This window comes from Paraflavitalea sp. (assembly GCF_059502485.1).
In genome coordinates, this window is the sequence record NZ_JCACET010000011.1 from 804,651 (window position 1) to 823,709 (window position 19,059).

The following is a 19,059-nucleotide window of genomic DNA, read 5'->3' on the forward strand; positions in this document are numbered from 1 at the left end:
ACAACGACTGCAAAAAACCAATACTCGCCATATGAGAATTCTTCTCTTTATCCTTCTTGTCGTGTGCACCGTCAATACCCGTGCACAATCTTTCAGCAGCGGAAACATAGTAGTGGTCAGAATCGGCACAGGCACGCTTCCTATGACAACGGGCGTCGCTCAACCCGTATTTCTCGACGAATACTCACCTTGTGGTGAACTGGTGCAAAGCATCGCACTACCCACAGCCGTCAATGGCAGCCACCGCCGTCTCACATTACCTTCTACTTCGGTCGACTTCAGCGAAGGCTTCATGAGCCTTTCAGAAGACGGTCAATACCTGGCACTGGGTGGCTATGATGCCGCTACCGGCACAACCGGGGTTACGGCTTCCAACAGCACTACCGTCAACAGAGTGGTAGCGGTGGTCGATGCAGCTGGCAGTGTGAACACCACTACTGCCTTCAGCAACCGGTTCAGCACGGTATCCATCCGCTCGGCCGTTGTGAACGGCACCAACGTTTGGGCTACCGGCGGCAATGGTGGCGTTGTTTACGCCACCCTGGGCAGCACAGGCACCTCCAACACACTGATTTCCACTTCCACCGGGCGCTGCCCCGCCATTTACGACGGACAGTTGTACACTACCTCTACGGCTACCGGCCTCCGGCTGGCGCGGGTAGGTACCGGATTGCCTACGGCAACGGGGACCACCCTACAAAACCTGCCGGGCTATCCCTCCAGCGGCGGAAGCCCTTTCCAATTCTTCATGGCCCGCCTCAATGGTAGTGACACTGTGAACGTGCTTTACGTTGCAGACAACAACGTTCTTAAGAAATATTCTCTTGTATCCGGCTCCTGGACGGACAATGGGACCATCGGGGTCTTTGGCGACCGGTTCCGGGGCGTTGCCGGCGTGGAGGCGGATGGTATCGTAACGTTGTATGCCGTACGCCGCAATGATATTGGTGGTGAACTGGTTAGGTATATCGACAGCACCGGGCACAACGCCAGTTTCTCCAACCTGAAACCGGTGATCATTGCACAGGCAGATACCAACAAAGTATTCAGGAGTGTAGCCATGGCGCCGCAGGCTTTGGCGATGGCAAAAAAAGCCATTACAGCCAATGATAATACGAGCTTTCGCGTGCTTTCCAACAACAAAGGGCCGGTAGTAATTGCAGAGATCACAGCCGCACGCGCGCTGAATGGTGTGGTGCAGGTATACGACCTCAATGGCCGGATATTATATACACGTAAGGTGTCAGCTGAAAAAGGCATGAACCGCTTTCCGCTGGATATGCCGGCAAACGCCCGCGGTCTCTTCATGGCCACCTTCATCACCCTGCAAGGGCATCTGCTCACCAACAAGTTCATCTACTAATCACCTTAAACTACTCCCATGAAACATACTACACTCCGTGCAGTCATTATATTGCTATTGCTGTGTGGCATGGCAGCCGGTAAAAGCTACGCTGTGCTTAACCAGCCTGCATTGTCCGCACCGCTCAATGGCAGCACCGGTTATGTGCGCAATCCATCTTTCACCTGGCTGGCCGTTACTAATGGATACAGCTACGACATACAACTGGCCACAGACACCAGCTTCACCAACATCATCGTTACCCGCACCAACCTCAACATCACCCGGTTTGTACCTGTAAGCCAGTTGCCGGTAGGAAAAGTATATTGGCGCGTAAAAGCAAGGAACGAAGCCGGCACCGATTCCAGCGCCTGGTCATCCCGCTTCACTTATATCGTGGCACAACCCACACGTACCTATACCATCCCTGCCAACGCCACACTTAAAGCGATCAAGGATACCATGCGCAAGGCCATCATGAATACGCCTTCTGTACTGGCTTTTACAGCTGACTCCACCTATTACATCGAAGGTAGCTTCACGGGTTTGTTTGCCATCGACACCACCAACATCAATGACCTCATCATAGAAGGCAACAACGCCCATATCATTATCAAAAACAATCCGCATGTAGGGTTCATGCGCATACAAAATTCCAATCGTGTAACGGTAAGAAGATTGACTGTAGACTGGGACCCATTGCCGCATACCCTGCTCGATGTGATCAGTGTGAACAATACAGACACCACCGTGCTCAATATCAATGTGCGGCTGAGAACAGTAACGGGCAAGGCCTCCCCCTACTACCCTGCCATCTACAACAATCCTTCCTTTACTGACCATTGGTCATGGGCTTACCTCGTGGACCCTACCGATCCCGGCAGCCTGAAGAAGATCAACAACAATACAGTGGGAATACAACCGGCCGACGTGACGCCACTGGCCTGTAAAGACACGCCTGTTTACAACATCTACCACACCGGCACCAAGTCTGGCAAATACTTCAACGTAGGCGATGTATTATCCATCGTGGCGCGCGATAATGTAGGCCCGCTCTTCAGCACCCGCAATTGCATCGACCTGGTGTTTGACAGCATCATCAACTACGCCAGCCCCATTGGTTGCTATTATTCCTACGATGGCAGCGATATGAAAGTGCTCAATTGCCAAACACCGCTGAAGGACGCCAGCAGGCTTGTCTCCGCCAATGCAGATGGTGTGCACTGCCGCGCCAATGCCATTGGTCCCTGGGTAGAAAATAGCACCTTTATCGGCAATGCCGATGATGGTGTGGCCCTGTACAACAAAGGCATATTTGTAAGGTCAAAAATAAATACCACTACCCTCACAGTCACCAACAATGAATTTATGAACCTGAAGAAGGGACATATCTTCCGGATCTACACACCCAAAACTGGTAAGATCATGGGCACCAACTTCACAGTAGACACGGTGTTCCTGCAAAGCGGCGCTTACCGTGTACAGTTCTCGCCTGCCATCCCTACCAGCGACTATGACAGTCTTGTCGATATGAACATCGCCGACCTGCAGCAGAATGTGCAGTTATTCAACACAAACCTGCGCAATGAACGGTTTATGATCAGCAACAACCGCTTCACAGTGCGGGCAAGGGGTTCCATCATTCGTTCGGCCAAAGGCATGATAGAAAACAATCAATATTTCAGCTGTTCTTCGCCAGCTATCTCCCTGTACAACGAAGCTGCCTTCTGGTACAATGGCCTTTACAGCCGCGATATCTGGATCACGAACAATGATATCAGGAACAGTGGTTTCGATAACCTTGGTGCAGATGCCGGCGCTATCAATGTGCGCATCAACAAGATCGATTCCGTTGCACTGAATACTTATAACGATGTAATGTCGCCCACGTCGAAAGACCATGCGAACATCTTTATCAAGAACAATACGATCACGAATTTTGCGCAGCACGGCATTTCTTTGTTCAATGCTGCTAACTGCGTTATCCAGGGCAATACGTTCATCAGCACCATGAGCGGTTTCTTTTGGCCGGGCAACCATTACGGTATTTATATCAATACTACCAATGGCTCGTCAATCATCAGCAACAATTTCTCCGGCGATACCAGGACTCCCAAAACACTGATACAACAGATCAATGATTCCGGCACCACGATAGTACCCTAACAGATTCCAACCACGCAGTAAGCCGGCACAACAGTGCGCGGCTACAGGAGCGGCCTCTTGCAAGAGGGGCCGCTTTTTTACTTAAATCAGTAAAAAGTACCACGTTTACGCCAAAATACACCATAACAATTGCACTTTTCAAGTGTAGCTTTGTGGGGTAAACATAAGCCTCATGGCAAAAAAGACAATACCGGTATATGATATCTGTAATATCAGCCCGGAAAAAGGCGGCAACGAAGATCTGATGGCCGACAGGTTGTCCAGCTACCTCGATAAGTATTATGCCAGCCTGCATTTTCCTCACCGGCATTCCTTCTATCACCTGGTGCTGTTTACCAAAGGAAAAGGAACCCATACTATTGACTTCACTACGTTCGACGTAAAGCCTTTTCAGTTGTATTGTATGATACCTGGTCAGGTACACAGCTGGCAATTTGAAGGCAAAATGGAAGGGTATATCATCAACTTTTCCGATAGCTATTTCAAATCGTTCCTGCAAAATGCACAATACCTCGACCGTTTTGCTTTTTTCAGCGGCAGCAGTGAAGAAAGTGTAAAACAGCTGACGATCGACACCCATAAAGAAGCACTGCATTTATTCGAATCCATACTCACCTGGTCCGACAACGAGTATAAACAACATAGCGATATGGTGCGGGCACTTATGCTACAATTCTTTTTGCTGGTGGATTACACACTCGATGGCCAGAAGAACAGGGCCATTCCACAGCAAAAGCTGGTTTTGTTGCGGGGATTCAGGAAGCTGATCGACATGCACTACCGGTCGCTGCGGTTACCGAAGGAATATGCCGACCTGCTATACGTAACGCCCAACCACCTCAATGCCCTGTGGCAGGACATGCTGGGCAAAACAGCCGGAGAATTGATCCGCGACAGGGTGCTGTTGGAAGCCAAGCGGCTGCTCACCAATGCAGGGATGACGGTAACGGAGATAGCGTATGACCTCAACTTTCAGGACAACTCCTATTTCAACCGCTTCTTTAAAAAAGCCACGGGCGTAACGCCGGACGAATTCAGGAATAAACAATTTGCAGAATCAAAATAAAAGACCATGAAAGAGATACCCCTTACAGTAATGGCAACTACTCCAAAAGAAAGCAAACCCAGCGCATTGAACCTGCTCAAATGCAAATGTCCCCGTTGCCGCCAGGGAGATATGTTTGTGGACCCTAACCCCTACCACCTCAAACGCACCATGAAAATGAATGACCGCTGCCCGGTATGCGCGCAACCTTTCGATATAGAAGTAGGATTCTATTATGGCTCCAGCTACGTAAGCTATGGCCTGTCCATCGCCATCAGCGTAGCCTCACTCATTGCATGGTATGTATTGATCGGCTTCAGCACACAAGACAATCGCTTCTTTTACTGGATGGGCGCCAATGCCCTTTTACTAATTGTACTGCAGCCCATACTGATGAGAATAGCCAGAACCCTGTGGCTTGCTTTCTTTATCCGCTACGATAAAAACTGGAAAGACCACAACCCGGATGAACCAGAAAGGATTAATAAAGATCACATGAATGCGTGGTGATAAAACGGTCAGGCCGCTTGAGCGGCCAGACTGATTGACCGCCTGGCCTTTGAAGACTTGCGTCTCCGCCCCCACCAGATATAAAAGCCCGTTACCGGCAAACTGGCGCAGATAAGGCTACCTATAAAAGCGAGGATAGCTCCCGGCAGGTCTAAGATCTTTCCGGTATGCAGGCCATAATTGGATACGCGCCATTTTGTGCCCAGCGTCTTTTGTTCCTGTAGTTCCCGAGCATACTCTGTGCCTGTATCCAGGTCATAATAAAAATTGTCCGACTCTTCCCAGATGGTGCCGCCTTCATACTGCAAGAGACATTGAACAGTTCTCTTTGCTTCATTGGGCAGCACAAAGATCCGCTTGAAATGTTCCCGTTTGGACCGGACATCATTGTAGGCAATATCGATAGCGGCTGTAGAAGATAAGGGATTGGCATTGACTGTTGCAGGCTTTGCCGGTACACCGGTCTTTCTTTCGGACCCCAGCAATTTATAAACACCATTCTCCCACCACGTGAACGACCATACCAGCCCCGTAATGGCAAAGAATATTCCTATAGTAAGAATATAGAATCCAAGAATATTATGCAGGTCATAGTTCTTGCGTTTGAATGAAGTAGTCTTTTTCCACTTGAAACTAAAACGCTGTTTGGCAGCCGCTTTGTTCCGTGGCCACCAGAGGATCAGGCCAGAGATCAGCATCAGTAAAAAGATCAGGATGGAAGTACCTACGATCATACCGCCTATCTCATGTCTGAGGTAAAGACTCTGGTGAATTTGCCGGGACACCAGAAAGAAATCATAGAGCATATTCACTGTACCTGTCACTTCGCCCGTATAAGGGTTCACAAACATCCTGTCATAATATTCATAGCCCCCACTGACCCAAATACTCTTTTCGGCTTTTTCCTTGTCAAACTTGAATGACACAAACATATAAGCCTTTTCCGGATCATCTTTGATCAGCACCTGCTCCATCGACCGGCCGGCAGGAGACGCTTTCCTGGCAATCTCCATCAATTCAGAAAGTGGTTTGAGAACGGGTTTCTCAGGCACCTCCACATAAACAGCCTTGCGGTGAAAGAGATTGAACAGCTCTTCCTCGAATGCATACAAGCAGCCAGTGATGCTGACAATAAAAACAATAAGCCCGGAACCAAGTCCGAGCCAGCGGTGAAGCTTACCTACAATAACTTTAGCCGTCATCTGAGTTTCGCAGTTAATTGGGCGCAACCCGTGCCAGCGCATTAGGCGACAGTACGGATTGCTTAAAACGTAGATGCAAAACTCCTGTGAATATTTGTTATCGGCTTACTCAATCAGGAAATTCAAATACCGGGATCGGAAAAATCGAAGAGGTGACACCTTCGGGAAGATGTCACCTCTTAATATTATTGTAAAATAAAAACTGTTAGCGTCTATTTAAACCGTCTTCAGGCGCAGAAAATCATACATCACATATACTGCTTCCGACAGGAACAGGTCGCGCTTGAGTGAATTGAGCCAGGACTTATTACTATCATTCTTAAACTGTTCCTTGTTCTTCAGCGATTCTTCCATGTCTGTAGTATTCTTCACCTGCATGGGTTTTGCAGATACCAGTTGCTTGCGGATATCACCTACTTTGGTCTGCAGCTCTTTTTCCTGCACCCGGTACTTATCCAGCTGAAGCGCATAGATGCCAGAACGGTTCTGCAGCCATTGCAGGTTCTTCGAAAGCGACATCAACGTAGAATCCTGCTGCATGCGTAAACCGGAAGAAGCCACTACTTTGGGAATATCACCCTGCTCATCCATCAAGGCAAAAGGAACAGCCTGAATCGTATCCCAGGCAAGCGCCGTGGGGTTATTTTTCTCCTGCATTTTATAAGGCTCATAAATACCGGGCAGCTTGATATCGGGTTCGATGCCCTTCAGCTGCGTGGCAGCACCGGTAATACGATAATACTTTTGCAGCGTTACATGCAATGTGCCGAGGTCGGTATTCACATTGTTATTAGTACGGTTATCGCCTACACCAAAAGGCCGTTGTACCGATCCTTTGCCATAGGTAGAACTGCTGCCCACGATAATGCCACGATGGTAATCCTGGATAGCAGCAGCAAATATCTCCGCGGCAGAAGCACTCATTTCATTCACCAGCACCACCAGCGGTCCATCATACAACACCGCCTTTCCTTTTACGCGGCTTACGTACGGCTCACCAGCGGGGCCTTTCACCTGCACCACAGGACCTTCTTTAATGAACAGTCCGATCATATTGATCACTTCACCGAGGCTGCCGCCGATATTGTCGCGGATGTCGATGATGATACCTTTTACATTTTCCTGCTGCAGGCGGGCCAGTTCACGCGCCATATCCACCGCACAGCTACGACCATTGGCATCGCCAAAGTCGGTATAGAATTTCGGGAAAGTGATATAACCCAGCTTCACCGAATCTTCGATGATCGCACTCTTTACAAAAGTATCGTCCAACTGCAGCGCTTCCCGTTTAATGGTCACATCCTTTAAGGTGCCATCATTTTTGCGGAACGTGATGGTAACCGTGGTGCCCTGTTGGCCACGCGTCAGCTTGATCACTTCACTCATTACAAAACCGGCCACTTCAACAGGCTTGCCGCCTTGCTGCGTTACCTTCACAATGATATCTCCCTTTTCTACCTGACCCGATTTCCAGGCGGGACCGCCGATCATCAACTCACCAATACCGATCTTACCCTGGTAATCGGCCAGCAAAGCGCCAATACCATAATACACACCACTCAGGCTTTCCTGAAACTCTCTGCGGTCAACCGGCAGGAAGTAATTGGAGTGCGGGTCATATAAGTTGGTAATACTATTTACATAAGTATTGAAAGCCTCTTCATCGGTAGTCAGCTTGGTGAGGTTGGCAATGTTGCGCTTTTCGATACGCAGAATGGTTTGCCGCGCCTTCTCTTCCAGCTGAGCCTCCGTTTGCTTGTTGGCCGTATCGCGCGCATGAATATCGAGCAGGTCTTCATATTGACCCAGCACCTGGTACTTGAGGTAATTGTGCCAGCGCTTTTTCAGGTCATCAGCACTCTTGCTATAATCCAGTTTATCAGTATTGGTATTGTAAACCTCTTGTGTAGTGAATTTGAAAGGCTGTTTCAGCAACTCTTCTATCATCAGTTCCGACTCCTTGAGCCGTTGTTTGAAAGTAGTGTTCACCACTTTATAAAAGTGAACTACTTTGCCCTTCATCTCATCATCCAGCTGAAGCTCATACTTCTTGAATTGATGTAAATCATCCCGCAGGAAAAAACGTTTGCCGGGGTCCAGCTGCTCGAGGTAGGAAGTAAACACCTGCGCCGAGAACTTATCATCCAGCTTCGGTGGCGCATAATGGATCTGCTGCATCATGTCGGCAGTATTGTGGAACACGAGATCGATATTCTCGGTCACTTTACTTTTCTGCGCACAGGCCGTGGAAGCTGAGAGTACAGACAGGGAGGTTACAAAAAGGACAAACAGGTTGCTGCGACACTTCATCATACAAGACAATTTCGATTTATAATGTAGGTACGTCAACAAATTTAACGTTCCCAAGCCTTACTTGTTTTCCATTCATGGATTTACTGGTCCTACCATTCTCCGTAGGCACCAAAATAAGCCGCCCCCAGCAATCCGGTCTTATCATTCTTGATGATACGGATGGGAACGCTTTCCAATAGATGCTGCATGCGGTCGCAATCCATATAATGGCGGTAAAAAGCAGTCTGCAACAACAGCGGTGCGATCTTGGGTGGAATGCCGCCTCCCAGGAAAACCCCGCCGGTAGCCTTCATTTTCAGCACCAGGTTGGAAGTTTCGCGGGCAATATACTTTACAAAAACGTCCATGGTTTCCACACAAATGGCGGCTTTATTATGCAGGGCAGCCTGACTGATCACGGCAGAATCGTCTTTTTCTGTGGCCAGCTGTTCAGTAAGCCAGGCAGGCTCTTCCCTTTTCTTTACATCACGCAAAAAAGTATAAATGCTGGTAACGGCAGGGCCGGCGGCCACTTTTTCCCAGCTTACCACTTCACTATCCTGCTGCAGGTGCTTGCACAACTCCATGTCGAGGTCGGTACGGGGTGAAAAATCACAATGTCCACCTTCCGTAGGGAATGGGAAATACGCTTTGCCATTCCAATAGAGGCCAGCCTCCCCCAGCCCGGTGCCGGGCGCTATGATCGCCATATTGCCCACAGCATTCTCTTTGCCGGGATGGATGGTGATGAAATCTTCGGGTTGCAAAGCGGCCAATCCATAGGCCATCGACTCCAGATCGTTGATCAACACCACTTTGGGTACGCCGGTATCCTTAGCAATATCTGCCTGGTCAAGCACCCAGCTCAGGTTGGTGAGGTCAACCTTGCCATTCAACACGGGGCCAGCCACGCCAAGACTTATGCGATCGGGCGTAGGTTGATCATAATCCGACAAAAAATGTTGTATAATAGAAGTAAGCGATTTGTATTCACCTGAGGCATAACGAGCAGCCTGTATCTGCTTTATTCCTTCCGGTGTAACCTTGTAACTGGCCAGGTTGGTTTTGGTACCTCCAATATCACCAGCCAATACAGTAAATCCATCAGCAGGTACTTCATTACGACGCGGCAAAGACAAAGGAATAGATAGCTGGCTCATTGTTATACGCTTATTATTGATCTATATAAATGAATGAGTTGTAAAAATAGAATACAGAAGCCAGAATCCAACATTAGAATGGAATAAGCAAAAAGAAGGCAGCATACAACCAACAACGGCCTTCGGTCCAGACTGTCAGACTGTTAAACTTTAACAATTTTCCGGCATGGTTATTATAATAAATCAAGGCAAGTTGTTAACTTGCAATTAACCTTGAGATAACCACTCCAATTTTAGATTCCAATTCCCTACTCCAATCCCCTGAAATAACTACCGCTGTCGTACCACTACAATTGCTTTGAGCATTTGTGTATGCTTACTCGATGAAATATGAACAAGTATTTATTACTACGCGACAACAAGCAATCGGGGCCTTACTCAGTGGACGAGTTGGAAAAATTGGGCCTTAAACCTTATGACCTTGTCTGGTTGGATGGTAGAAGTGCTGCCTGGCGCTACCCCAGTGAGATAGACGAACTGAGGCACTTTGCACCAGCAGGGGAAGAACAACCTTACGATCGCTTCTACAAGAAAAAAACTACACAGCAGGCTACTGCTGCACAGCAAACAACCAGCAACGTTACACAGCAGGAAACTACACAGACAGAAGTGACAGTTGTTGTTCCGCAGCATATTACTCCCAAGAAGATATATGTTACATTGCCTGCCGGCACTGGTAATCGTAATACCAATACGGTAACGACTACCAACAATAGCAAGTCAGAGCAGGCAAAAACACAAACAGCCGAGCAGGAAGCCAACGCTAAGCTGCTTAATGAAAAGTTTGCCCGCCTGCGCGAAGAAAAGATAAAACAGGCTGAAGCGATGGCGGCCACCACGCCTGCTATCACTAATAAAACGATAGCCAGCAAACCCATCGCCACACAAACGACTACACCGGTTGCAGGATTCTCAGAAATCGTAGAACAACACCGTCCCCTACAGGAAGAAACACTGGCGCCCGCACACCTGCGCAACAGCAACAACAAGCTGCTGATGCGGAGCATCGTTGCCGCCTGCCTGGTACTGGGAGGTATTATTATAGGACTGGTGATCAGCAACAGCCGCCAGCAAAAGAACAATGCAGCTCTCGACGAGATCGTGCGGAAGATACAGGAGCGCGAAAAACGTCTTCAACTGGCAGCACAGACTGTGGCCACGCCTATACAAACAGTCATCACGGCTAACGATCCGGGCACTGTGGGCCAGCAGGAACCACCAGCAGAAACTGCCAGTGGCAAACAAGCTTTGATAGACAAGCCAGTCGATGTACCAGCTAAAAAGGCAGCTATTCCTGCTACCAAAGAAACCCAGCCGGCAAAAGATGAACAACAGCAAAACATCAAGATCATCCCGGCAGTGGTGACCAACAAGACTGAAGAGAAGCCGGCCAACAATCCCGAAATAGAAAAGACACGCCGCAACATTCACCAGTTGGTGGCGGTAGATGCCAATAAATACAAGACAGGTGTACTGGGTGGCATTTCACAATTGAAGCTCACTCTTTCCAACAATAGCCTTTATCCGCTGGACGAGGTGGAAGTGGAGGTACGCTATCTTGGACCCGAAAAGCGGGTGGTAAAGACCCAGTTGCTTCGCTTCAGTGATGTAGCAGCCGGAGAACAGAAAACAGTTGAGGCACCCAATACCAATAGAGGGGTTACAGTTGACTATACTATTACCCGCATCAACTCCAAGGCACTGGGCCTTGCACATGCAGGGTATTAAATTCAGGTTAACTTATTATGTAATATATTACCCAAAAGCGATCGGAAGCCCGGTCGCTTTTGCATTTGATAGCAGTTTCCCTATCTTCGCACCGGATCAGCCCCCTCGCTTACATTCCCTTGGCACAGAAATTGAAAGAACATCACGCTGCGATTGCAATACGACGTTTTCCCCTCAGCCGTTTTTAACCGTTCTCTTATGGAGATTTCCTGCCCTTTTGTGCAGGAAGGGATATGATTGTACCATCGCTAAAACCATCAGTTATGAAAAAGACCATGGCCACGTTGATCGTTCTTATCATCGCGGTTGCCAGTTTGCATGCCGTGCGCGTCATGCAACAGTCTTCAATTGCAGGGAAAATTTCTCCATCAGACGGAGCGGATGTTGTGGTAGCCATCAATGGCACCGACTCATTAAAAGTAAAACCATCCGACGGGGGATTCAACTTTATTGTAAAACCGGGTTCCTGGAAAATATGGGTAGATGCTAAAAATCCCCATAAAGATGTGACCCTCGATGCCGAAGTAAAAGAGGGACAAATTACCAATCTCGGAGAGATCAAACTCCAACAGTAATAACTCATTATAAGGACGGCTCAGAACGAGAAAGCCGGGCTGCAATACTGCGGTCCGGTTATTCTTTTGCATTGTATATTGCAGGTCAATCCCGGATTTGCATGAAACATATTGTAGTGTTTGGCGCCGGCAAATCAGCCACCTGCCTTATCGAATACCTCACCACCACTGTGCAAGCCAACAGTTGGCAACTCACAGTAGCGGATAGCAACCTCGCTGCTGCCCGTTCCAAAACAGGCGATGCCCCCCATACCCAGGCGGTGGCCATCAATGTGGAAGACGATACCAGCCGCAGCGCCCTTATTACAACAGCCAGTCTGGTGATCTCTTTACTCCCGCCTTCCCTCCATTTCCTCGTAGCCAAAGACTGTGTGGAATTGGGTAAGCACCTGCTCACCGCTTCCTACATAGATGAACGGATTGCTGCATTAGCGCCACAGATCGAAAACAAAGGATTGCTGTTCCTGTGCGAAATGGGCCTCGATCCCGGCATTGACCACATGAGCGCCATGCAGCTCATACACCGCATCAAAGCATCAGGTGGCCGCATCACCGCCTTCAAATCACATTGCGGCGGACTGGTTGCACCCGAAAACGACGACAATCCCTGGCATTATAAAATAAGCTGGAACCCACGCAACGTAGTACTGGCCGGCAAGGCTGGCGCCATTTTCAAAGAAGAAGGGCGCGAGATTCACCTGCCCTACGAACAGCTCTTCGACCCCAAACGCGGCGTCAACATCCCTGACCTTGGTTTTCTGGCCTGGTATCCCAACCGTGACTCCCTCAGCTATATACCCGTATACCAATTGGAAGAAGCAGCCACTTTTATACGCACCACCCTGCGCTATCCCGAATTTTGCTTTGGTTGGAAAAACATCATCGAACTAAAACTGACCGACGAAACGGAGCAGTACGATACCGATGGAATGACTCTCCAACAGTTCTTCCATCAGCACTTTACCACACACGGTTTTTCGGAATGGATAGAGAAACAACTCACCGCCCGCATTGCACAAACCAAAGAGCTGCTGGAAAAACTAAAACAGTTACTGGAAGCAGAGAAAGAGGTAAATGAAGATGACCGCAAAGCACTGCAGGATTTCATGATGGTAGACGACAACGGACATCTCATGGACATCAATCTCGATGAAGTAAAAACAAAAGCAGCCGCCACCGTAGCCGGGCAAATGCACGAAGCCAACCTGTCCATGAAACAACTTTTCTTCCTGGGCATGGACGATAAGGAAACCCTGATCAATAAAGGCACCTGCAGCACTGCAGATGTATTGCAGTTTGCCCTCGAGAACAAATTGGTATTAGGCAAAGAAGACAAAGACATGATCGTGATGCTCCACGAAATAACCTATGAAACAGCCGACAACATTTCCAATACCATCAGCAGCACGCTCATTGTAAAAGGCCAGGACCAACTGCGCACAGCCATGGCCAAAACAGTAGGACTACCTCTGGGCATTGCTGCCAAATTGATACTACAGGAAAAGATACAACTCACCGGCCTGCATATACCCATCACTGAAGCGATCTATGAACCAGTACTCGAAGAATTGGAACAGCACGGCATTGTATTCATAGAACATATTTCATAACACGCTACTTACTCAACAGCGCCTTTAGTTCCTGCACACCGGTAGTAGCAGGTTGCTCGATAACCGTGAGGTTGAGAACAGATGAAGTATAAGGCACCTTCTTGTCGACAATATATTTAGGAATAGCATAAGGAGCATAATTCACCAAACCGGCAGCCGGGTACACTACCAGCGAAGTACCTATGATGGCAAATATATCAGCATGCCTTACAATACGCGCTGCTTCTTCTATCAGCGGCACCGGCTCTTCAAACCAAACAATATGAGGCCGCAGTTGCGCACCATCTTCTGCTTTATCGCCCAGGTTGATATCCCCTTTGATCTCATACACCAGCGATTCATCCAGCTCACTACGCATTTTGAATATCTCACCATGCAGGTGCAATATATTGGTAGAACCCGCCCGTTCATGGAGGTCATCGATATTCTGCGTGATGATATGTACATCGAAAAGCTCTTCCAGCTCAGCGAGCCCATAATGCGCAGCATTGGGTTGCGCCTCCAATACATTCTGGCGACGCATATTATAAAAATCAAGCACCAGCTTCTGATTCTTGGCCCACGCCCGTGGCGTAGCCACCTCCGTTACCTCATATCCTTCCCACAAACCATCACTATCGCGGAAAGTCTTTAACCCGCTCTCTGCACTAATACCTGCACCCGTAAGGACTACTAATTTCTTTTTCATTGATAATATTGTCTTATTTTAATAAGCTTTTTACTTTATCAGCAATTCACTGCCGATTCACGATTGCCGACTGCCGTAAAAATACAGAAGGCGCCTGGCAACACCAAAGCCGCCAAACGCCATTCTGCTTTATTAAGAACCCAGCAACGAGAAACGTATATCAACTTTGAATATCACCCTGGTTCGTATCCCCACGAACCATATCGACAGACGGGACAGCCTGTGTTACAGGAACCACTTTTTTAGCAGCACGGTATCTCCTGTACAACCAAATGCCTGTCAATACCAACAGCCACACTGGCCAGATCGTAATCAAGAGAAGCAAGAACTCCCCTACCCATTGCAGTCCGGCCGTTAACGCCAGCAATACTTTCTGACCAAAGCCGGGCGGCGTATCCACCTCCTTAGCCTGCGGATTCATCACCTGGAAGTAACTAAGCTGAATAGTGCTGTAAGCAGCAGCATGCGTAAGATAATTGACACGGCCGGCGGCAGCTTCCATATTCTCCTGTATCTCGTCGATCTCACTTTGCACCTGTAAGATCTCTTCCATATTTTTGGCTTGCTTCAAAAAGTCGAGATAGCGTGCCCTTGCCTGGCGTTTGGCTTCCAACCTCGATTTGGTATCCACCACTTCACCTGTTACATCCTGCGAAGTGATCTTCTTCACGAGTATCTTTTCCTTGCCCGGCGTTAGCGCCAATACCGCCTTATCAAACTGTTCAACCGGCACTTTGATCGTCACCGTATTTTCAATCTTATAATCCGACTCACCCTGCTCTTCCTGCGCCACATAGCCACCCGCCTGCTGAACAGCATCATGTACCAGCCTGTTGAATTGCAAATAATCCTTTACCTCCACAGATAACGTGGCATTTTTGATGATCTTCTTATTCCAGTCAGGATTTACCACAGCAGGCTGTTGAGGAACTTGTTGTTGCCGTTGTTGCTGCGGAGCAGGCGACTGCCGCTTATCTTTTTCTTGTGGAGGTGCTCCCTTATCGGCGTTATTCACGTTCTTATATATACCTTCATTGCCTGGCACTTCTTCCATCTTAAATTCTTCCGATCTGATTTCCTGCAACTGCACATCAGCCGGCGCTGCAGCAACAGAGTCGGTGGCAACCATTGCAGCATTTTTGGAATCATAATTACAGGCAGAGAAAGTCACCAGCAGTATCGCACATAGCGATAACTGCCATTGTTTGTTGTACATCATGGCTATACTTTTTAGCGTAAGTGATGATTAGATGCAGTGAATTTTATTTTACATAAAATCCATTACACAGAAAGTAAAAAGCCATTAAATAAAGGGAGGTAACCCAATGAAAGTGTTAATGTTTTTCACCAGCCAGTTCCATCACCACAGCCCATTCCGGGTCGGTGACGGGGCCCACCGATAACCTACCAAGCCGTACCAGCGCCATATTGGCCAGTCGCTTGTCGCCCTTGATCTGGGCAAGACTTACCGGTTTCTTTAATCGTTTATAAGGAGCAAGATCCACCACAACCCAGGCATCTTCATCAGTAGTAGGATCCTGGTAAAACTCTTTCGTTACTTTGGCTATGCCTACAATCTCCAGGCCTTCGTTGCTATGATAATACAACACCTGGTCGCCCTTCTTCATCTCCTTCATAAAATTGCGGGCAGCATAATTGCGCACACCATCCCAATACGTCTCCTTATCTTTTTCGAATTGCTCCCAGGAATATTTGAAGGGTTCAGACTTGACAAGCCAGTAAGCCATGGTAGTGATTTAATGACGGATTGTAATTAAAAAAGTAAAAATACATCCCTTGCCGCAAAATAGAGCAACGCCTTACGGAATTCCATGAAAAATAGATTTCAACATAACCGCATTAAAAAATAGCAACTTGTAAATCCAAGCACCACTCCACTTACGTACTTAATGCAGTTGCCACTCACAACCGCTACCAAAAGAAAGAGAACAAACCAATACCCTGCACGCTTTACTGTAATAAGATTTTATCGATATGATCGATCATGTGGTGTTACCCAGGAGCTAAAAGGCTCACTCGAGGGCTGGCTTTTGCCGGCCCTCCCATTTTAGATACATTTTGCCGGGAAGTCGGCAAGGCGGTATGCACAGCTCTTCAATGTCTGTTTTCCCGCCTTCACGTCTTTCCGGCAATAAACTGTTCTATTGAATCCGGCTATTTTGTTTTTTTCTTCAACATTATATTTATTTTCTAAACTTTTTTCTACCAGCAAAACCTTTCAATAGCATACATCGTATATGATTGTAGATCAGCATTTGTTATAACATCTCTGACCATCTCTTGTGTATTGATCTACACATTAGTCCTTAAAAGTCCAAGTACTCGACATTTCATTCCTTGTCGCGTTTAAATATTTCACTAATTCATCCTCGACAGGCTGAACAGTTTGCCTTCTGGTTAACATTCACTCTTGTGTACACCCATGATCATTTGTTGCGTCCACCGATGCCACACCTGACCACTATTGTATCATCAGCTAAAACAATTGTATGAAACAAAAACTCTTGAACGTTTTTGAGGATCAGCATGCCATCTCCGCAAAAGGATTGGCAAGAAGAAAATTCCTGACACAAGCAGGCGGATTGGCATCCGTGGCCGTCCTCGCCAATGCCTGTAAAAAAGACAAAGACAACAACAACGATGGCATCAACCTGGGAAGTGGGGATATCGGCATCCTTAACTATGCTTATGCCCTGGAGCAATTGGAAGCAGCCTTCTACACGCAAGTCATCATGTCGCAGTTCAGTGGCATCACCGCTACCGAAACGGCCCTCCTCACCGACATCAGAGACCATGAAATAGCCCACCGCGAATTCTTCAAAAATGCACTGGGCGATAAAGCCATCCCCGGACTGGAAGTAAACTTCGCCGCCATCAACTTCAACAGCCGCGACAGTGTATTAGGTACAGCTAAAGCCTTTGAGGACCTGGGTGTATCCGCCTATAATGGCGCGGGCAAACTCATCACGGACCCTAATTACCTGGTGCTGGCTGGTAAAATAGTATCAGTAGAAGCAAGACATGCCGCGCTGATCCGCGACCTCATCTCCAACGGAACATTTGCTGATAGCACAGTCATAGATGCCATGGGTCTCGACCTGGCCAAAGCACCAAAAGATGTGCTGACTACAGCCTCCTCCTTCCTGAAATCGAAGATCAACGCAAACAACTTACCCACTTCCTAAAATTGACACTATGAATATTCACAATATCATTTCCGAAGTTGAAAAAGTCGATCCAGAGATATATGACAGGCTTAGCCCTCGTCGCAAAGTCATACAGCAGTTTGCCAAGCTCAGCGGCAAGCTGGCTTTGAGCGCAGTGCCTTTAGCCCTTGGCGGCCTTTTCTCCAAAGCTTATGGCCGTGGTACCACCGGTACCATCCTCGAAGTACTGCAATATGCCCTGACATTGGAATACCTCGAAGCAGAGTTTTATACAAAGGCAGTACAAAGCGGCATCGTTCCGGCAGGAGCACCTACGGGCGCTTTCACTACCATCCGCGATCATGAAAATGCCCACGTAGCATTCTTAAAGACAGCCATCACGGCCAGCGGGGGCACACCCATCGCGAAGCCTACCTTCGACTTCAGTGCCGGCAATGGCTCAGGCAATGGACCTTTTAAAGATGTATTTACCAACTATACGTTGCTGCTGGCAGTAGCCCAAACGTTTGAAGACACCGGCGTGCGTGCGTACAAAGGCCGGGCAGTGGAACTGATGGCCAATAACGATGTGCTCACCGCAGCCCTCCAGATACACTCGGTAGAAGCCCGCCATGCGGCCCATATCCGGTACATGCGCAGGAACCTGCTCAGCAACACCACCATCAAGCCCTGGATCACGGGCAAAGACACAGGCGGCATCGGTGCGGCCGTACAAGCCAGCTACAATGGCGAAGACCTCACCACACAAGCCACCATCAATATTGTAAACATCAACGGCAAAAGCATTTCAGCAGATGCCGCCAGTGAAGCGTTCGACGAGCCCCTGACCGATACGGCAGTGCTGGCCATCGTCGACCCGTTCATTGTATAATAATGTTCACCCTGTCACCCTGAGCTTGTCGAAGGGTCGAAGGGTTGCAAGACTTTGTGATTGAGTGGAGTTCTGAATGAGAACGGGGATCAGGTGATACCTTTTCAAAAGGTGTTACCTGATCCCCGTTCTTTTATAAAATACGTTTATTATTACCAACCCTTCCGTTCGCGCAGCGAAGTGATATGCGCTACGTGGTGCTTGCCATGCCAGGCATACATGCCCAGCAGGTGCCATAAGGTCATTTCCTTTTTATGTTCGGGATGGATGACAGTACGCTGCCATTGCTCATTCGTAAGATCACGGATGGCAGAGTGCCAGCGCGTATGCAAAGCATACAACAAAGTAATAGACATATTCACCGGCACCACACTTACATCCTTCAGCTCAGCCCATCGTGCCTCATCATAAGGCTTGATGGTGGGCTTATCTTCGGTGAGACCGAGTTTGAAGCGGGTATAAGCATTCAGGTGACTGTCGGGCACATGATGCACCACTTGCCGCACGGTCCAACCCCCATCACGATAAGGCGTTTCAAACTGAAACTCGTCCAGGTTCTCGATAGCCTGCTCCAGCAGTCCGGGCAGGAACTGGATGTCCTGCAGCCATTCCCGCTTTTGCCTGTCGGAAAAAGGCTGCGGCTCATATTTGCCAATGGGATAACGTAGATCCATGTAATAAA

General features: G+C 48.2%; 16 protein-coding genes. 9 read left to right on the plus strand and 7 right to left on the minus strand.

The genetic code is table 11. The features are described from left to right. Nucleotides 1-31 precede the first annotated feature (31 nt). From AC5JBY_RS31025 to AC5JBY_RS31040, 4 genes are all read left to right on the plus strand, one after another. Nucleotides 32-1,363, plus strand: coding sequence for a hypothetical protein (locus tag AC5JBY_RS31025; RefSeq protein ID WP_495908589.1), 1,332 nt, complete (start codon nt 32-34; stop codon nt 1,361-1,363). Between the two features lie 18 nt (nt 1,364-1,381). Beyond that, a complete protein-coding gene (locus tag AC5JBY_RS31030; RefSeq protein ID WP_495908590.1) occupies nt 1,382-3,508 on the plus strand; it encodes a right-handed parallel beta-helix repeat-containing protein in 2,127 nt (708 codons plus the stop codon). Between the two features lie 172 nt (nt 3,509-3,680). After that, nucleotides 3,681-4,574 (plus strand): helix-turn-helix domain-containing protein, encoded by an 894-nt coding sequence (locus AC5JBY_RS31035; protein WP_495908591.1) that lies wholly within the window; start codon nt 3,681-3,683, stop codon nt 4,572-4,574. Between the two features lie 6 nt (nt 4,575-4,580). Continuing rightward, on the plus strand, nt 4,581-5,063 hold the full coding sequence (locus AC5JBY_RS31040; RefSeq protein WP_495908592.1) for a DUF983 domain-containing protein: 483 nt from the start codon (nt 4,581-4,583) through the stop codon (nt 5,061-5,063). A gap of 8 nt (nt 5,064-5,071) precedes the next feature. Here the strand turns inward: AC5JBY_RS31040 and AC5JBY_RS31045 are convergent, their stop codons facing one another. From AC5JBY_RS31045 to glk, 3 genes are all read right to left on the minus strand, one after another. Continuing rightward, complete coding sequence (locus AC5JBY_RS31045) at nt 5,072-6,265, minus strand: PepSY-associated TM helix domain-containing protein (RefSeq protein WP_495908593.1); 1,194 nt, start codon at nt 6,263-6,265, stop codon at nt 5,072-5,074. 216 nt (nt 6,266-6,481) lie between these two features. Then, nucleotides 6,482-8,578: a carboxy terminal-processing peptidase gene (locus AC5JBY_RS31050; RefSeq protein ID WP_495908594.1), complete on the minus strand. Its 2,097-nt coding sequence runs from the start codon at nt 8,576-8,578 to the stop codon at nt 6,482-6,484. 89 nt (nt 8,579-8,667) lie between these two features. Beyond that, nucleotides 8,668-9,717, minus strand: coding sequence for a glucokinase (gene glk / locus AC5JBY_RS31055; protein ID WP_495908595.1), 1,050 nt, complete (start codon nt 9,715-9,717; stop codon nt 8,668-8,670). Between the two features lie 330 nt (nt 9,718-10,047). Here glk and AC5JBY_RS31060 point away from each other — a divergent pair, with 330 nt between their 5' ends. The 3 genes from AC5JBY_RS31060 (at nt 10,048) to AC5JBY_RS31070 (ending at nt 13,630) form a co-directional block, all read left to right on the plus strand. Beyond that, nucleotides 10,048-11,445: a hypothetical protein gene (locus AC5JBY_RS31060; RefSeq protein WP_495908596.1), complete on the plus strand. Its 1,398-nt coding sequence runs from the start codon at nt 10,048-10,050 to the stop codon at nt 11,443-11,445. Between the two features lie 263 nt (nt 11,446-11,708). Then, complete coding sequence (locus tag AC5JBY_RS31065) at nt 11,709-12,020, plus strand: carboxypeptidase regulatory-like domain-containing protein (RefSeq protein ID WP_495908597.1); 312 nt, start codon at nt 11,709-11,711, stop codon at nt 12,018-12,020. Between the two features lie 101 nt (nt 12,021-12,121). Beyond that, nucleotides 12,122-13,630: a saccharopine dehydrogenase C-terminal domain-containing protein gene (locus AC5JBY_RS31070; protein ID WP_495908598.1), complete on the plus strand. Its 1,509-nt coding sequence runs from the start codon at nt 12,122-12,124 to the stop codon at nt 13,628-13,630. Between the two features lie 4 nt (nt 13,631-13,634). Here the strand turns inward: AC5JBY_RS31070 and AC5JBY_RS31075 are convergent, their stop codons facing one another. The 3 genes from AC5JBY_RS31075 to AC5JBY_RS31085 form a co-directional block, all read right to left on the minus strand. Beyond that, nucleotides 13,635-14,318, minus strand: coding sequence for an SIR2 family NAD-dependent protein deacylase (locus AC5JBY_RS31075; protein ID WP_495908599.1), 684 nt, complete (start codon nt 14,316-14,318; stop codon nt 13,635-13,637). A gap of 160 nt (nt 14,319-14,478) precedes the next feature. Next, complete coding sequence (locus AC5JBY_RS31080) at nt 14,479-15,537, minus strand: DUF4349 domain-containing protein (protein ID WP_495908600.1); 1,059 nt, start codon at nt 15,535-15,537, stop codon at nt 14,479-14,481. A gap of 115 nt (nt 15,538-15,652) precedes the next feature. Continuing rightward, on the minus strand, nt 15,653-16,066 hold the full coding sequence (locus AC5JBY_RS31085; RefSeq protein ID WP_495908601.1) for an EVE domain-containing protein: 414 nt from the start codon (nt 16,064-16,066) through the stop codon (nt 15,653-15,655). A gap of 762 nt (nt 16,067-16,828) precedes the next feature. On the opposite strand from AC5JBY_RS31085, the gene AC5JBY_RS31090 reads away from it, so the two are divergent. Together AC5JBY_RS31090 and AC5JBY_RS31095 are read left to right on the plus strand one after the other, a co-directional pair. After that, the gene (locus AC5JBY_RS31090; RefSeq protein ID WP_495908602.1) at nt 16,829-17,524 is read left to right on the plus strand and encodes a ferritin-like domain-containing protein; all 696 of its coding nucleotides are present in this window, start codon (nt 16,829-16,831) and stop codon (nt 17,522-17,524) included. A gap of 10 nt (nt 17,525-17,534) precedes the next feature. Beyond that, on the plus strand, nt 17,535-18,377 hold the full coding sequence (locus AC5JBY_RS31095; RefSeq protein WP_495908603.1) for a ferritin-like domain-containing protein: 843 nt from the start codon (nt 17,535-17,537) through the stop codon (nt 18,375-18,377). 152 nt (nt 18,378-18,529) lie between these two features. Here AC5JBY_RS31095 and AC5JBY_RS31100 read toward each other — a convergent pair whose 3' ends face one another. Further along, complete coding sequence (locus AC5JBY_RS31100) at nt 18,530-19,051, minus strand: YfiT family bacillithiol transferase (protein ID WP_495908604.1); 522 nt, start codon at nt 19,049-19,051, stop codon at nt 18,530-18,532. Between the last annotated feature and the right edge of the window lie 8 nt (nt 19,052-19,059).

Excerpts from the sequence above, each read along its gene's own strand:
- AC5JBY_RS31030 (WP_495908590.1), top strand. The coding sequence starts at position 1,382 with ATGAAACATACTACACTCCGTGCAGTCATTATATTGCTATTGCTGTGT.
- AC5JBY_RS31070 (WP_495908598.1), top strand. The coding sequence starts at position 12,122 with ATGAAACATATTGTAGTGTTTGGCGCCGGCAAATCAGCCACCTGCCTT.
- AC5JBY_RS31065 (WP_495908597.1), top strand. The coding sequence starts at position 11,709 with ATGAAAAAGACCATGGCCACGTTGATCGTTCTTATCATCGCGGTTGCC.
- AC5JBY_RS31095 (WP_495908603.1), top strand. The coding sequence starts at position 17,535 with ATGAATATTCACAATATCATTTCCGAAGTTGAAAAAGTCGATCCAGAG.
- AC5JBY_RS31060 (WP_495908596.1), top strand. The coding sequence starts at position 10,048 with ATGAACAAGTATTTATTACTACGCGACAACAAGCAATCGGGGCCTTAC.
- AC5JBY_RS31040 (WP_495908592.1), top strand. The coding sequence starts at position 4,581 with ATGAAAGAGATACCCCTTACAGTAATGGCAACTACTCCAAAAGAAAGC.
- AC5JBY_RS31085 (WP_495908601.1), bottom strand. The coding sequence starts at position 16,066 with ATGGCTTACTGGCTTGTCAAGTCTGAACCCTTCAAATATTCCTGGGAG.
- AC5JBY_RS31045 (WP_495908593.1), bottom strand. The coding sequence starts at position 6,265 with ATGACGGCTAAAGTTATTGTAGGTAAGCTTCACCGCTGGCTCGGACTT.
- AC5JBY_RS31100 (WP_495908604.1), bottom strand. The coding sequence starts at position 19,051 with ATGGATCTACGTTATCCCATTGGCAAATATGAGCCGCAGCCTTTTTCC.
- AC5JBY_RS31080 (WP_495908600.1), bottom strand. The coding sequence starts at position 15,537 with ATGATGTACAACAAACAATGGCAGTTATCGCTATGTGCGATACTGCTG.
- AC5JBY_RS31090 (WP_495908602.1), top strand. The coding sequence starts at position 16,829 with ATGAAACAAAAACTCTTGAACGTTTTTGAGGATCAGCATGCCATCTCC.
- AC5JBY_RS31050 (WP_495908594.1), bottom strand. The coding sequence starts at position 8,578 with ATGATGAAGTGTCGCAGCAACCTGTTTGTCCTTTTTGTAACCTCCCTG.
- AC5JBY_RS31075 (WP_495908599.1), bottom strand. The coding sequence starts at position 14,318 with ATGAAAAAGAAATTAGTAGTCCTTACGGGTGCAGGTATTAGTGCAGAG.
- AC5JBY_RS31025 (WP_495908589.1), top strand. The coding sequence starts at position 32 with ATGAGAATTCTTCTCTTTATCCTTCTTGTCGTGTGCACCGTCAATACC.
- glk (WP_495908595.1), bottom strand. The coding sequence starts at position 9,717 with ATGAGCCAGCTATCTATTCCTTTGTCTTTGCCGCGTCGTAATGAAGTA.
- AC5JBY_RS31035 (WP_495908591.1), top strand. The coding sequence starts at position 3,681 with ATGGCAAAAAAGACAATACCGGTATATGATATCTGTAATATCAGCCCG.